The following is a 14861-nucleotide window of genomic DNA, read 5'->3' on the forward strand; positions in this document are numbered from 1 at the left end:
AAACGAATTTCATTCGTTAGACTCAAGGTCAGAACACAACAACCCAGGGAGTCTTCTTCGATGGCACGACCCAGCAGCCCGAAACTATCGGCACCGGCAATTGCCGCGGCGGCCCTCGAGCTCGTGGACGCCCACGGAGAATTCACGATTCCGCACCTGGCCAAGGTCATGGGGGTGAGTCCGTCGTCGCTCTACAACCACGTTTCGTCGAAGGACGACATCATTGAGATGATGCGCGGGCAGGCCATGGGGGAAATCGAGCTGCCCGACCCGGATACGGATTGGGTGCAGGCCCTGCGGCAGATCGCCAAGGGATACATGCGTTCCTACTCCAAGCACCCGCGGCTCATCCCGCTGCTGACGGCACACACCGTCCGTGACGAGCTGACGCTGAGGGTCTACGACCTGCTCGCCGAGGCCTTTGCCCGTGGCAGGTTCAGCGCAAGCGACTCCCTGGCCGCGATCACGGTGCTGGATTCGTTTGTGCTCGGTTCGGCGTTGGACGCCGCCGCGCCGTCCCAGGTGTGGGAATCAAACGAGGACTCCTCGGAGGCCTGGCGCACAGCGCTCGAGGCGGGACTGGCGGTCAGCGACAGGGCACAAACGACATTCGAGTACGGCCTGGAGATCCTGTTGGCGGGATTCTCCCTCCAGGCCGCCTCGGTTGTCAGCGTCGGTTAGCGCAGCAATTCGCGGATGTCGTCCGCGTTGAGCACCTTGCCGAAACCGGCGCCCTCGTCCATGACCGAGGAAATCAGCTGGCGCTTGGAATCCTGCAGCGCCACAACCTTTTCCTCGATGGTGTTCTTGGCAACCATCCGGTAGACCATCACGTTGCGCGTCTGACCGATGCGGTGGGCGCGGTCAACCGCCTGCGACTCCGCGGCGGGGTTCCACCACGGGTCCAGCAGGAAGCAGTAGTCGGCCTCTGTCAGGTTCAGCCCGAATCCGCCGGCCTTCAGCGAAATCAGGAACACCGGAGCCGCACCGGACTTGAACGAGTCGATGACCTCGGCGCGCTTGCGCGTGGAACCGTCAAGGTACGCGTAGGGCGTGCCCGCCGCCTCCAACCGGTCCGCGGCCTTCTTCAGGAAGGACGTGAACTGGGAGAAGATCAGTGCGCGGTGGCCCTCCGCGATGACATCCTCGAGCTGTTCGAAGAGCATGTCCAGTTTCGCGCTGGAAATGTCCGCATACTCCTCGTCCACCAGCGAGGCATCCAGCGAGAGCATGCGCAACAGCGTCAGCGACTGGAAGATCGTAAAGCGGTTCTTGTCCATGTCGTCGACCAGGCGCAGCACCTTCTGGCGTTCGCGCTGCAGGTGCGTGTCGTAGATCTTGCGGTGCTGCGGGGAAAGCTCCACGTGCAGCACCTGCTCCTGCTTCGGCGGCAGGTCCGTGACAACGGCATCCTTAGTGCGGCGCAGCATGAACGGGCGGATCCGCCGGCGCAGCCGCGACAGCGGTTCGTCGAGCCCCTGGCGCTCGATCGGGCGCTGGTAGTTTTCCGCGAAACGCACGGCGGAGGGGAACAGCCCCGGGGAAACGATGGCGAAGATCGACCACAGTTCCATCAGGTTGTTTTCCATCGGGGTGCCGGTGATGGCCAGCTTGAAGCGGGCGGGCATGTCCCTGGCCACGTGGTGGGCCTTGGTTGCCTTGTTCTTCACGAACTGGGCTTCGTCGAGGATCAACCCCGCCCAGGCGACGTCCGCATATGCATCCGCATCGAGGCGCAGCAACGTATAGGACGTCACCACGATGTCGTAGTCCTTGGCGAGCTGGGCCAGCGTCGCAGTGGCGCGGGTCTCGGTGTCGGTGATCGCCGCGACCTTCAGGCTCGGCGCAAAGCGTGCCGCCTCGTCCTTCCAGTTGGACACCACGGAGGTCGGTGCGACCACCAGGAACGGCGCGCGCCGGGTGGCGTCCTGGGGCAGGTCCGGGTGGTCCTGCGGGTTCGCCCAGATCTGGTGGGCGTGCAGGATCAGCGCCAGGGTCTGCAGCGTCTTGCCCAGGCCCATGTCATCGGCCAGCACGCCGCCCAGGCCGTTGCTCCACAGGGTGCTCAGCCAGCCGAAGCCCTCCACCTGGTAGGGGCGCAGCGTGGCGTTGAGCGTGTCCGGCAGTTGCGCCGGGGCGGAGTCCTTGAGGTTCAGCAGCGCGCCGAGCGAACTCGCCCACGCGTCGGGCCCCTCGATGTGGACAGCCAGGGCATCGAGTTCTTCCCAGAGGGAGAGCTGGTACTGGGTGATGGAAAGGTCCGCGTCCTTGTCCTTCATGTCGCGCAGCGCCCCGGCCTCCGCGACGAGGTTGCGCAGCTTCTCAAAGAGCGGGTTGTCCAGCGAGAAGTAGCTCCGGTCCGGCATCAGCAGCTTGGTCTGGCCGTTGGAGAGGGCGCGCAACACGTCGGCGAAGGGGATCTGGCGGTCGCCGATGGAGATCAGCAGACCCAGGTCGAACCAGTCGCGCCGGTCCGATTCGACGGTGGTGATGGTCAGCTCGGGCGCCTCGGTGAGCTCGTGGAAGACGGGGCGGACGCCCTTTTCCTCGATCACCAGACCGTCGAGGTTTTCCAGTTCCGGCAGCGTGCGGCGTACGAAGTCGATGACGTCGAGGCCCTGCAGGTGCTTGGGGCCAAGGACCGCCGATTCCAGGGCGGGGAAGTCGTTGAGGATTTCCAGGGCCGCGGACTCCAGGGCGCTTTCCACCACGGTGTCGCGGTCCTCGGCCTCGACGACCAGACCGTTGTAGTCGAAGACCCAGTCCAGTTCCACGTTGTCGCGCGAGCCGTAGCGGATCTTGGTGACAAGCTTCGGGGGCAGCACCGCAGGCAGCTCGACGCTGGCATCGGGGCTGGTGACGCGCAGCTTGCGGGCCAGCCTCGGGTATACCCGGGAGAAGAACTCTTCCGATTCCTTTTCCGGCACCGTGACGGGTTCCGGGTGGTGCAACATAATAAGTTCGCTGGCCGAGAGCCCTCCGGGGACCTGTCCCAGGAAGATCTGGTTGTGGTCGTCGCTGGCGGCGTACACGCCGTGGTTGCCGATGGCGCCGGCGGCGGAGTCGGCATCAAGGTCGATGCGCACGTCCCCGATCAGCAGGCTGGGGGCCAGCTCGATGCCCTCCGCGACGGTGGTGGCACCCAGGGACGCATGGGCCGGTTCCAGGAGCGTGATCCGGGTGTTGGTCTTGGTTCCGATCAGTGCCACACCGAGCTTCTTCGCCTCGGCCAGCAGCGGCCAGAGCAGCGAGGAAGAGAACTCGTCGAGGTATAGCCAGTCGTTGTCCTCGCCGAAGTAGAGCTGCCCGTTGGCGCGGTAGAGCGGCACAAACTGGCAGAACCACCGGTGCTGTTCGGCATCCAGGTTCAACCCGTAGGTCTTGAAACTGATGGTGTTCCAGCGCAGGTTTCCGCGAACCCAGCGTTCCGCGCCGGTGCGGACCATGGGTCGCACGCCCAGGCGCCACCTGCGGCTTGCGACCTTCTGCTGCCCGACGCCGGAACCCGGGGCCCACTGCTGGTGGGCGCTGAGCGTGGTGTCCTGCAATTCGAATTGCAGTCCCATGTGGGCCACGGGATTCTTGGCGCTCGCCGAGGAGAGGCTCTTGGGTGCGGCGACGGGCGTGAGCAATTGCTGAAGCGACTGCTGCCAAGCCGGAACGCTGACGGTGGCGCTGCGGAACACCACGTCCTTGGCGCGCAAGTGCAGGGTGTTGGAATAGATCAGCAGTGCCGCAACGTGCTTGCACTTGGGCGCATCCCCGCAGGGGCACTCGCCCTCGTCGATGAGCCAGGCTTCCTTTTTGAAGACCAGGGTGATCTCCACCGAATAGGTCGGGTTCTCATCCTCGCTGACCCGTCCGGCGAGCACCGCTGAGTCGGGGTCCCAGGTGATATCGCCCAGTGAGGCATCGGTGGCAAGTACCTTGCCACGGGTAAAGGCGGCACCACCAACGACGCGCAGGATTTCACGCGCATCGACCATGGGGAAAGCAGAATCGGTCATCCTCCTATCGTTTCACGTTCCGGGGCCAGAGGACGAACCGATGGCAGTGTTGTGCGCATTATTCGTGGTGCGTGTTAATCACGGTGCCGCCCGCCCCTGGCCCGGTGTGTGTTTCTTCGTCCCCGATGGCCGTCGGCGCAGGCTCCTTAACGGCACGTCGGGCGGCCTCTCGAATGCGACTCCCGGCCTATGCCGACTGGACAGACGTTTTCCTGAAACGGAACAGCCCGACCGTCAGGTATATGCCTGCGGGAATCAGCGCCCATAGCCATAGCTGGGGAATGAATTCCTGCGGGCCGGTGCGGGAAATGCTGGTGTCGGTTCTTTCCGCGGCATTCCAGAGCCAGGTGTCCACCGGCGCACTCAATCCCCATGAGGCCGCCACGGCTAGATTCCAGGACAAGCGGGCTGAAAGCCGGGAGTTCCGGAACCGGAAGCAGCCAGGCCAACGGTGATGATGAGCATGACAACAGCAAACGGGACAAATTCGCCGATGATGCCAAAGTCGTCAAAGACCATCGTGAGGATGCCGGATAACGCTGCGAAATGGCACTATCCTGCAGCAATCCCATGTGCAACCAGCGACAGTTGAACATTTGGGCCGAGCACGTTTCCGTCCATGGCATCAAAACGACTCGCGATAAGACCAATTGAAATGATTGATTTAGCGCTCGCGGGACAACGACATTCAATTGCCTTGGAATTCGCCCCCAAGTGCTCGTGCTCCTTGATTGGCCATTCCCGCCGGGAATTGGCTCAGGGCGCGTCGGGGACTTCGCACGTCAATTCCGCCTAGAATCGCCATCCGGGACAAAGAATGAAACGAGGTTGGTTCCATGAACAGCACACCCGCCTTGACCCCGCTGCCGAGAGTGATCGAGATTGCCTCGCTGCGTGACTTTGACAGGCATGCCACGGCGGCACTCGCCATCGAAGGCGGGCGCCTGGCCGCGTCGATGCACGGGTGGCACGTCCAGTCAGTCGACCTGCGAGGACGCAGCACCGTGCTGGAGAAACTGCGCCCGTCCGGATCCGTCTTCATGGGGTGCGACATCGAGGGAAAAATCGAGCGGCGGCTGCGTGGCGGCGGGGCACTGGTCTTCCCGGAAATCCCCGGCCTGCCCTTCGACGCATATCGAGGCGAGCTCTACAGCTGGGATGAGCTGTATGCGGGAATCGGCGAGGGATCCTACGAATCGGTGCCGGACGCCAGGGTCTACGCCTGGAGTTCCCACCGGTTGGGCGCCGGCGCCCACGACGCGCTGAACGCGGCACTGGCCAGCACCCTGCACGACCACGCCATCGGGAAAAGGCTTGATTCCCAAATCCGGGACGGCGAGCTCTCCTTCGCGCCGCTGGTGGGCGTGATGGGCGGGCACGCGCAACAGCGCGGCGGGGACGAGTTCAGGACCGCGGCCCGGCTGGGGCACGCGCTCGCCGAGGCCGGGTTCATCGTGGCCACGGGCGGGGGACCCGGGGCCATGGAAGCTGCAAACCTGGGTGCCTATCTTTCATCCCTGCCGCTGTCCACGCTGGACGAGGCGCTGGGGATGCTGGCCGCCGAACCGAGCTTCGGCATCTCCATCACGGGGTGGGCCCGCGCCGCAGAAAGGGTGCGCAACAGGTGGCCGTCGGGAACGGCGAACCTGGGGATCCCCACCTGGTTCTACGGGCATGAACCGCCGAACATGTTTGCCACCCACATTGCCAAGTACTTTGCCAATGCCACCCGCGAGGCGGTGCTGCTGGAGAAGTGCTCGGGCGGCATCGTTTTCCTTCCCGGCGCCGCCGGGACGGTGCAGGAAATCTTCCAGGACGCCTGCGAGAACTACTACGGTGCCGCCGGCAGCATCAGCCCCATGGTGTTGGTAGGGGTCGATCACTGGACACGGACGTTGCCCGCCTACCCGCTGCTGCTGGAACTGGCGCGCGGCCGGCACATGGGCGGTCTGATCCACCTGGTCGACCACCCCGCCGAGGCCGCCAGCATCCTAGTGGGCCTGAACGACGGCGGCATTTCCGGGGTGCGCGGACTGGCATGAGCGCCTACGCGATCGGCATAGACATCGGCGGCACGAAGATCGCCGCGGGGCTGGTGGACGGGAACGGAACGGTCCTGGTCAGGGGCCGGCGCCCCACCCCGGGATTCGACCCGGCGGCAGTCCTGGCCACGGTGTGCGAGCTGGTCCGGGAGCTCGGCCCCGGCGGCGCGGGCGCCGTGGTGGGGGTGGGTGCCGCCGGGTGGATGGACCCCGAAGGCAGCACCGTGGTCTTTTCCCCGCACCTGTCCTGGCGCGACGAGCCCCTGCGCAGGGACCTTGAACGGGCGTTGGGCCGGGACGTGCTGTTGAGCAACGACGCAGATGCGGCGGGCTGGGCCGAGTACCGCTTTGGCGCGGCGCGCGGCGAGGACAACGTGGTGTGCCTGACCCTGGGCACCGGGATCGGCGGCTCGATCGTGCTGGACGGGGAGCTTCGGCGCGGCCGCTTTGGCATGGCCGGAGAGTTCGGGCACCAGGTCATGGTGCCCGGCGGCCACCGCTGCGCGTGCGGCAACCGGGGCTGCTGGGAACAATATGCCTCCGGCAACGCCCTGGCCCGCGAGGGTCGCAGCTTGCTGGCCGTGCACGGGCCGGTGGCCAAGGGAATGCGCGAGGCCGCGGGAAACAACCCGCATGCCGTCACCGGTGAGCTGGTGAATTCCCTGGCCGTGGCCGGGGACGAGGCATGCATCGAGCTTGTGGTTGAGGCGGGGCAGTGGCTGGGACTGGGCCTGGCCAACCTGGCCGCGGTGCTGGACCCGGGCCTCATGGTCATCGGCGGGGGTCTGGGAGCGGCCTCTCCGTTGCTGCTTGAAACGGCCGAACAGACCTACCGCAGCTCGCTCAGCGGCCGCGGCTACAGGCCCTTTGCCCGGGTGGTCGGCGCGGAGCTGGGCCCGGACGCCGGCTTGATCGGCGCGGCGGACCTGGCCCGGAACGCGCTGGGATAGCCGAACGATGCAACAAGCGAACGATCGAACGGCCAAACAAGAAGGTGGCCGGCAGCCTCGTGTGAACGGGAGCCGCCGGCCACTCCATGGTTGGGCCGACGCCCGGAGCGACGGGGGTCAGGCGACCGTGCCGCCGAAGAGCAGGCCGAGCGCGTAGGTGATGCCCGCCGCGCTCAGGCCGATGGCCAGCTGGCGCAGGCCGCGCTTGGTCGGGGAGGCGCCGGAGAGCAACCCGACGACCCCGCCGGTGGCGAGCAGCGCGATGCCGACCAGCAGGGCGGAGAGCAGGATGGCGGGGGTGCCGCTCATGCCGAAGATGAACGGCAGGATCGGGATGACGGCGCCGGAGGCGAAGAAGCAGAAGGACGACGACGCGGCTCCCACGGCCGAACCGATTTCCTCGTGTTCGATCTCCTGGGCTTCTTCGTCGCGTTCGGGCCACAGGGACAGCGTGGGGTTGCAATCGCAGGAATACAGGCCCATGCGTTCGGCAGCGCGGTGCGCGGCGTCCTCGTCGCTCATGCCGCGGGCCTTGTAGACCAGCACCAGCTCGTTGGCGTCGAGATCGAGGTCCGGGGCTGCGGAAAGGGTGATCTGCGTGGGCTTGGAAGCGGAGAGCAGCTCGCGCTGGGAACGCACGGAGACGAACTCGCCGGCGGCCATGGACAGGGCGCCCGCCAGCAGGCCGGCAATGCCGGAGAAGAGCACAAAGGAGCTGGCCACGCCGGTGGCGCCGATGCCCATGACCAGGGCGAGGTTTGAGACCAGGCCGTCGTTGGCCCCGAACACCGCGGCGCGGAAGTTGCCCGAGAGCCTGTTGCGCCCGCGGGTTGCCAGGCCGCGCACGACCTCCTCGTGGACAAGCTCGTCGGCGGCCATTTGGCGGGTGGCATCGGTGTCGGCCGCGTAGGGGGAGTCGCCCTCGGCGCGCTGGGCCAGCGCCAGCACAAACACGGAACCGAAGTGGCGGGCCAGGAAACGCAACACCGTGCGGCGCAGCGAGGGGCGGGCGGCCTTCGCCGCATGGTCGCCCAGCAGGTTGCGCCAGTGTTCCTCGTGGCGGGTTTCTGCGTCGGCCAGGCCCAGCAGGATGGCGCGTTCCTCGCCCGTGCGCTTGTTGGCCAGTTCGCGGTAGACGGCGCCCTCGGCGATTTCATCGGCCAGGTAGTGGCGCCAGCGTTTGATTTGGGCGGGAGTGGGGGTTGGCGCTTGTGGCGTCATGTCTCGTCCTCGGTTGGTTTCCATGGCGGTGGGGCCATGCGATGGGGAGGAACAAGCAATGTTTTTGGGTGCGTTGAACCTCGGGCCACCGTAGGTGGGCCGAAGGTCTCGTTCGCCTTGGCGCAAATCCATCGGATTTCCGCAAGGTGGTTTGCCGGGCCGCAACTTTGCGGCCAGTATGTCGACGCACCGCCGCCACCACGAATGGTGAACTCGGAACTACTCCCCTTCAGCGAACCACTTTAGCCGTCGGACGCGCTTCGGAGAATTCGACGAGGCTAAAAATGCGCGTCCGGCCTGCGGTGTTTCCCGTGACCGGGGTGCGGACCAGCAAACTCGACGACGCCGGGTCCCAACGCGGGACCTCAACCGAGTCGGCCAGGGCCCGGGCGACGGAGGGTGCGTCGTTGACTTGGAAACTGCGCCAGGAACCGTGCAGGTTCAATTCGATGACGGCGCGGTGCAGGTCAAAGAGGGGCAGAACGGGGACGGATTGTTCCATGGCGGCAGCGGCCGGCCTTTCACTAGCTCTTGCCGCCGCCTTGTGGCGCCGGCCGCTTCTTCATCCGAACCACCCATGAACCTGGGGTTGGTGCGCGGCCAGTCGGAGCTTGGCGCCGCATCTCGTGAAGCTGGTCACCACACTATCGCGAGTCGGCCGCCAGCTGGATCTTTTGGTGCAAATCAGACCATGCCCTCGCGTCATAATCGGGCAAGTTGGGGGAAATGCGACGGTCCCCGGCGCTTCCGTCAATGAGCTCGCGCACGATGTCGATGTGCCCGGCGTGGCGGGCGGTCTCCACGTTCATGTGGATGAGCAGCCGTCCGATGGTGGTGTCCCGTTTCTCCGGCGCCCACCATGCGACCGTTGCCGGGGCATCGAGCGGCAACGCCTCGATGTTCCGGTTGGCCGAGGCGATGGCGCTGCGGTAATAGTCGAGGATGTCGGCGCTGGGGATGTCCGCGGGGACCCACATGTCGTACTCGGGATCGTCGCTCTGGTTCAATGCAATGAAGCGCGGCTGCTCGACGGTTTGTCCAAGGCATTCCACAAAGTACCCGAGTTCCACGCTGGCCAGGTGCTGGATGAGGCCCAGGATGTTGGTTCCGCTGGGCACCAGGGGGCGTGTCAGGTCGTAGTCGTCCAGCCCCTCGGCCTTCCACAGCACCGCCTCGCGGGAAGCGTTGAGGTATGTGAGCAAATGATTTTTCTGATCGTCCATGGGCTACAGCCTAGGAGTGGGAATGCCCTGCTGGCTAGGGATGCAAGCCCTCTGCACACGAAAGGGTCCCGTCGGACAAGCATCCTTGGATGCATGTCCGACGGGACCCTTTCGTGTGCCCGGTTGGGCTACTTGGTGATCGGCTCTGCTTCGATGCCCTCGACGTCGACCTCGCCGGCGACGCGGGAGTTCCAGTTTGTGATGATGGCGGGCTCGGTGGGCCGAGTGGAGAGCGAAACCGCAACGTAAACGATGACCGAGGCGATCAGGCCGTAGTAGATCGGTTCGTTGGCGTAGATTCCGGCAAAGCGCTCGGTCGCCTGGATTTCCAGGACGATCATGGTGCCCAGAGTGACGACGGTTCCGGCCGCCATCGACGCTGCCGCGCCGATGCCGTTGCCGCGCTTCCACATCAGCCCGCCGATGATTGCCACCAGCAGGCCGCCGACGAGGATGTCGTAGGCGATGGTGAGGGCGGCGACCACGTCGGAGACCATGATGGCCAGGGCGATGGCCACGATGCCCAGGATCAGTACCCAGATGCGGTTGGCGCGCACGTCGTGCTCGGGGTTCTCGTTCGAGTTGACCCGGATTTCCTTGCCGAACCAGCCGGCGACAAACGGGGTGACGTCGGTGCGTGCGACGGTTGCCGCGGCGATCAGTGCGCCCGATGCGGTGGACATCATGGCGGCTACTGCCGCTGCCAGCACCAGGCCGCCGACGGCCACCGGGAGAAGCTGGGTTGCAACCTCGGCGTAGACGACGTCCTTGCCGAGGTTGGCGACGTCGATTTCCGGCAGCGCAACGCGTGCGGCCAGGCCGATGATGGCGCCTGCAGCGCCGTAGAGCACGCAGTAGATGCCAGCGGTGGTGCCGCCCCAGCGGGCAACCTTCGGGGTCTTCGCGGTGAACACGCGCTGCCAGATGTCCTGGCCGATCAGCAGGCCCAGGGTGTAGACCACGAAGTAGGTGATGATGGTCTGGACGCCGATGCCGTCCCAGGTGAAGAACTCGGCGCCGACGCGTTCACGGATGCCGCCCATGCCGCCCGCGGCGTTCAGGGCGAACGGGAGCATCAGGAAGAAGATGCCGACGGTCTTGATGACAAACTGCACCTGGTCGGCCAGGGTGATGGACCACATGCCGCCGATGGTGGAGTAGATGACAACGATGATGCCGCCGATGGCGATTGCCATCCACTTTTCCCAGCCGAAGAGCACCACGAAGATGGTCGCGTAGGCGCTGGTGGAGGTTGCACAGAGCATCAGCGTGTAGGCGAGCATCACGATGCCCGAGGTGTTGGTCGCCGACTTGCTGCCGTAGCGAAGGGTCAGCATCTGGGAGACAGTGAAGACCTTGAGTCGCTGCAGGGTCGGTGCGAACACCAGCGAGAGCAGGATGACGCCGACGCCGATGGCGACCACGAGCCACATGCCGGAGATGCCGAACTTGTAGCCGAGGCCCACGCCGCCGACGGTGGACGCCCCGCCCAGGACGACCGCCGCCATGGTTCCGGTGTAGAGGAAGGGGCCGAGGCGTCGGCCTGCGACCAGGTAGTCGCTGCTGTTCTTGGTGCGGGACTTGCCCCACCAGCCGAAGGCGAGCATGGCCGCCAGGTACACGGCCACGATAGTGCCATTGATGAATTCCATGAGGGTTTGACCTTAGGTGAGGCTTCGGGACAGGCAAGGCGATCGATGCCTGTTGGTAAACATTTGTTGTCTCCTAGGCTAATGTGAGCTGACTTACACGTCAATTGCCCTAAGCTATATAAACCCGACCCATTTCTGAGCACCTTGGAGTATCGAGCCCATGAAAGCCTTGCCCGTTGAGCCCAGCAATGCGGCGTTGGCCATTGGTTCGCGCATTCGAAGCGTTCGCCAGGCGCAGCGGCTGACCATCGACCAGGTTGCCGAATCCACGGGGCTGACCAAGGGTTTCCTCTCCCGTGTGGAGCGCGACTTGACCAGTCCATCGGTTGCGTCGTTGGTGACCCTGTGTCAGGTCCTGTCCCTCGATGTGGGGGAGCTGTTTTCCCAGCCCGACACCCACGTGGTGAGGCTGTCCGAGGCTCCTCGCATTTCGTTGGGCGGCGAGGGAATCGTTGAACAGCTTGTCACCGCACGCTCGGAGCGGCGCCTGCAAATGATCCGGGCGGTCATCGAGCCGCGGGGCGAGGGCGAAAAGGAGCTCTACGCGGTCGACTGCGAGGTCGAGGTGCTGAATGTCATTTCCGGAAAGTTCATCCTGATCTTCGCCAACGAACGGTTCGAGCTGGATGCGGGGGACACCGTGACCTTCCCCGGCCGCGAACCCCACAGCTGGATCAATCCCTCCGACGAGCAAACCGTGGTGACCTGGACACTGGTGCCCGCGGCCTCGCGTTGATCCGTTGGACTTACCACCCCCTTCTCGCATTTACCCGCGGCACGGCTAGCCCACGTGCACCCAGGGACGTTTACTGACGTAAGGCTCCGCTTCGCGCAGGACTTCGCGGGTCAGCGGCGCGATCTCGCCCTGGCCGAGGAAGATGAAGCGCAGCAGGTTGCGCACGGGATCCCCTTCCGTCCATCGGAAGTAGATGTGCGGCATGATTCCGGTCTGGTCCCTGATGGCGATGCAGGTCGCGGCAATGGCCGTCGGGACAGACGGCGCCGAGGCCTGAAGGATCTTGTAACCATGCCGGGTGACGCCCTCCACCATGAGGTCCTGGGAGAAGTCGGAAAAATCGGCGATCTTGATCTCGATGAAGATCACGGGTGCACCTTCGGGCAGGTGGCTTGCCATTTGCGCGTGGGCCAGCTTGTGGCGGTAGCGCGCCGCGGACAGCCGCACCGGCTCATGGGCGATGATGCGCACCATGTTGTCTTCGGCGGCCGCCTTCACGATTGCCAGGGCGTCCTCATCCAGGGTGACCGAGGTGGTGCGCAACTCCGTGGAGCGCCGGAAGCGCGAGAAGAGGGACACCGCGATGATGCCAAGAATGAAGAGCGCGGCGATGCGGATGCCGTCGGGGCGTTCAACAACGTTGGCGCCCGTGGTGTAGAGGAAGATGACGGAAATGATGCCGAAGCCGATGGAGCGCCAGCGTTGACCCTTGCGCTTGGCGGAAATGGTGACGGCGACGGCCGCCGACGCCATGAGGACCAACACTCCGGTGGCGTAGGCGGCGCCCTGCGCATCGACGCTGGCTTCGAACACCAGGGTGATGAGCACTGCAACGCCAATAAGCACCAGGACCAGGGGCCGGATGGCACGTGCCCATTCCGGGGCCATGCCGAAACGCGGCAGGTAGCGCGGGATCAGGTTCAGCATGCCTGCCAATGCCGAGGCGCCGGCGAACCACAGGATCAGGATCGTCGAGATGTCATAGATGCTGCCGAAGCCTTCACCCAACATGCCGTGGGCCAGGAACGACAAGGCGCGGCCGTTGGCTGCGCCGCCTGGCTGGAATTCCGGCGCCGGAATCAGCAGGGTGGTCACGATCGATGAACAGACCAGGAAGACGCTCATGGTGAGGGCGGCTGTGAGCAGCAATTTCTTGGCTCCGGCAATGCGCCCTGTGGGTCGCTTCTCGGTGTCGCCCGGGTTGGACCGGATCTGCGGCATGACGGCAACGCCTGTTTCGAATCCCGAAAGGCCCAAGGCCAATTTGGGGAAGACCAGGAGCGCAATGGCGATCATCATCCACGGATTACTGTGTTCCGCGGTGAGGTTAAGCCACCAGTGGTCAACCGGTGCGGGGTTTTGGATCAGGGAGACGAATGCCGTGGCAATCACCACGACGTTCAGCGCCAGGTAGATTGCAACAAGAGCCACGGCCAGCCAGATGACCTCATGGAACCCGCGGAGGAAAAGGCCTCCGAGCAGCAGGATCAACACCAGGGTGATGGCCACCTGCTGCCCGTGGAACCATTCCGGGGTGAGGGGGTTTTCGATGATGTGTGCCGTGGCATCCGCCGAGGACAGCGTGATGGTGATCATGAAGTCCGTTGCGGCGAACCCCAGCAATATCAGGACGAACAGCTTGCCCTTCCAATGGGGGAGCAAGCGCTCGAGCATGGAGATGGAGCCCTGTCCGTGAGGGGACTCATGGGCCACCCTGCGGTAGACGGGAAGTGCGGCGCCAAGGGTCACTGCCACCAGCATCAATGTTGCAAGTGGTGCCAGCGCTCCCGCGGCAAGTGCGGCGATGGCCGGTTGGTAGCCAAGAGTCGAGAAGTAGTCCAACCCCGAAAGGCACATAACCTGCCACCAGCGGTGGCCGGTTGGCTTCGCCTCTGCTGCCTGGCCTTCCTCGTGTCCGACTTCGGTGTCGCTGAGCCACCGGGCAATCCCGGCGGTTCGATCCCTTATGGGGGTAGTCCGCACCAACTCGGACGAACTCACGTTTTTATTCACGAGTGAGAACGCTACTCCTGATCGAATCAAATTGATCTAGCGATGCCGGAACAATTTTGGTGATTTGCGTGACACTGTCCACTTTGACATTCCCTGCCGGAAAAGCAACCATTTTTGTAGCGGAGTACCGGAGAATTCGCTCTCTTGACCGCCACCCGTGAAGGACAATGCTTGTGAGTTCCCTGCCCGAAGATGCCGCGCCGGCCATTTCCGAAACCAAACGACTTTGGGCGCCGTGGTGGTTGGCCTTGGTGTTGGGTGTCGTTTGCGGCACCGCACTGACATTCCTGCGGGCCCACAAGTCCTTTGTTATACCCGGTGCCATTGCGCTCGCCGGGCTGATCCTGATTGTCGGGATCGCCACCATTGCCCGTCGGCAAAAGCACGTCGAAGCGCTGGACCCGCCGGTATCCGCCGGCTATGTGGCATGGATGGCGGTTCTCATTTTCTTGGCCGGACCGGTGCAGGTCTTCTTCCTGCCATCGAATCCGCAAGAGGTCATCCTCAAGGCCGTTGTCTTATCGGTGGGTCTTTCGGTCGCCGTCTACGGAGCCGACCGCTCACTCTTTGCGAAGTTTGCCAGGCCCCTGGCGCGTTGATGGTTGCCTTTCCGTTATGGAAAGGCAAAGCTTTCCGTAACGGAAAGTGGGGTGCCGGGTGACTGGTAACAATCCCGAGGGGCATGGCCCTGGGGCGGCGCTGGCAGAAGTCGAGGAGACCTCGGTCCGCCTGCCGAGGTCTGCGGAAATGCCCGCCTGGATTGTGTTGATCCTGATGGCGATCATGGCGGCAATCTAATCCACTGTCAGTGTCGTGCCATACGGGTGACTTTGTGGCTGCATGCCCCGCTGGTTCTTTTGCCGGGAGGCTATTTCCTCGTTGTGAGCCGCCGCCCAAGGCTTCGTGTGCCCCTGTCGCGTTCCGGAACCTACATGGCCGGGGTGTTCCTGGTTTCCCTTGTTTTGCAAACGGCCCGCCTCTGGCCCCTCCGCGAGTGGTGGCAGATTGCGCTCAAGT

The 14861-nt window shown here is 64.5% G+C and carries 12 protein-coding genes and 1 riboswitch; of the genes, 5 read left to right on the top strand and 7 right to left on the bottom strand.

The genetic code is table 11. The annotated features are described in order from the left end of the window. Nucleotides 1–60 precede the first annotated feature (60 nt). Nucleotides 61–681 (top strand): TetR/AcrR family transcriptional regulator, encoded by a 621-nt coding sequence (locus JOF47_RS00565; protein ID WP_209995247.1) that lies wholly within the window; start codon nt 61–63, stop codon nt 679–681. Here the strand turns inward: JOF47_RS00565 and JOF47_RS00570 are convergent. Next, nucleotides 678–4007, bottom strand: coding sequence for a DEAD/DEAH box helicase (locus JOF47_RS00570; RefSeq protein WP_209995248.1), 3330 nt, complete (start codon nt 4005–4007; stop codon nt 678–680). The two genes, JOF47_RS00565 and JOF47_RS00570, sit on opposite strands and share 4 nt — an antisense overlap. A 187-nt stretch (nt 4008–4194) precedes the next feature. Continuing rightward, on the bottom strand, nt 4195–4392 hold the full coding sequence (locus tag JOF47_RS00575; RefSeq protein ID WP_209995249.1) for a hypothetical protein: 198 nt from the start codon (nt 4390–4392) through the stop codon (nt 4195–4197). Nucleotides 4393–4843: 451 nt separating this feature from the next. Here JOF47_RS00575 and JOF47_RS00580 point away from each other — a divergent pair, with 451 nt between their 5' ends. Beyond that, complete coding sequence (locus tag JOF47_RS00580) at nt 4844–6049, top strand: LOG family protein (protein WP_209995250.1); 1206 nt, start codon at nt 4844–4846, stop codon at nt 6047–6049. Then, nucleotides 6046–6999, top strand: a complete 954-nt coding sequence (locus tag JOF47_RS00585) for an ROK family protein (RefSeq protein WP_209995251.1) — start codon at nt 6046–6048, stop codon at nt 6997–6999. The genes JOF47_RS00580 and JOF47_RS00585 overlap by 4 nt, the downstream gene beginning before the upstream one ends. Nucleotides 7000–7116: 117 nt before the next feature. Here the strand turns inward: JOF47_RS00585 and JOF47_RS00590 are convergent, their stop codons facing one another. The 4 genes from JOF47_RS00590 to JOF47_RS00605 form a co-directional block, all read right to left on the bottom strand. Continuing rightward, the gene (locus tag JOF47_RS00590; protein ID WP_209995252.1) at nt 7117–8220 is read right to left on the bottom strand and encodes a VIT1/CCC1 transporter family protein; all 1104 of its coding nucleotides are present in this window, start codon (nt 8218–8220) and stop codon (nt 7117–7119) included. A gap of 229 nt (nt 8221–8449) precedes the next feature. Continuing rightward, the gene (locus JOF47_RS00595; RefSeq protein WP_209995253.1) at nt 8450–8722 is read right to left on the bottom strand and encodes a hypothetical protein; all 273 of its coding nucleotides are present in this window, start codon (nt 8720–8722) and stop codon (nt 8450–8452) included. A gap of 20 nt (nt 8723–8742) precedes the next feature. After that, nucleotides 8743–8852, bottom strand: a riboswitch (SAM riboswitch). A 12-nt stretch (nt 8853–8864) separates the two neighbouring features. Further along, nucleotides 8865–9443 (bottom strand): DinB family protein, encoded by a 579-nt coding sequence (locus tag JOF47_RS00600; protein WP_209995254.1) that lies wholly within the window; start codon nt 9441–9443, stop codon nt 8865–8867. Between the two features lie 128 nt (nt 9444–9571). Next, on the bottom strand, nt 9572–11095 hold the full coding sequence (locus JOF47_RS00605) for a sodium:solute symporter family protein (RefSeq protein ID WP_209995255.1): 1524 nt from the start codon (nt 11093–11095) through the stop codon (nt 9572–9574). Nucleotides 11096–11255: 160 nt separating this feature from the next. On the opposite strand from JOF47_RS00605, the gene JOF47_RS00610 reads away from it, so the two are divergent. After that, nucleotides 11256–11831 carry a cupin domain-containing protein gene (locus tag JOF47_RS00610; protein WP_209995256.1) on the top strand — a complete coding sequence of 192 codons (576 nt, stop codon included), beginning with the start codon at nt 11256–11258 and terminating at the stop codon, nt 11829–11831. 45 nt (nt 11832–11876) lie between these two features. Here the strand turns inward: JOF47_RS00610 and JOF47_RS00615 are convergent, their stop codons facing one another. Further along, nucleotides 11877–13688: an APC family permease gene (locus tag JOF47_RS00615; RefSeq protein WP_210001275.1), complete on the bottom strand. Its 1812-nt coding sequence runs from the start codon at nt 13686–13688 to the stop codon at nt 11877–11879. A 329-nt stretch (nt 13689–14017) separates the two neighbouring features. Here JOF47_RS00615 and JOF47_RS00620 point away from each other — a divergent pair, with 329 nt between their 5' ends. Next, complete coding sequence (locus JOF47_RS00620; protein ID WP_209995257.1) at nt 14018–14443, top strand: hypothetical protein; 426 nt, start codon at nt 14018–14020, stop codon at nt 14441–14443. The last annotated feature ends 418 nt before the right edge of the window (nt 14444–14861 follow it).

Source organism: Paeniglutamicibacter kerguelensis (assembly GCF_017876535.1).
Taxonomy (GTDB): Bacteria; Actinomycetota; Actinomycetes; order Actinomycetales; family Micrococcaceae; genus Paeniglutamicibacter; species Paeniglutamicibacter kerguelensis.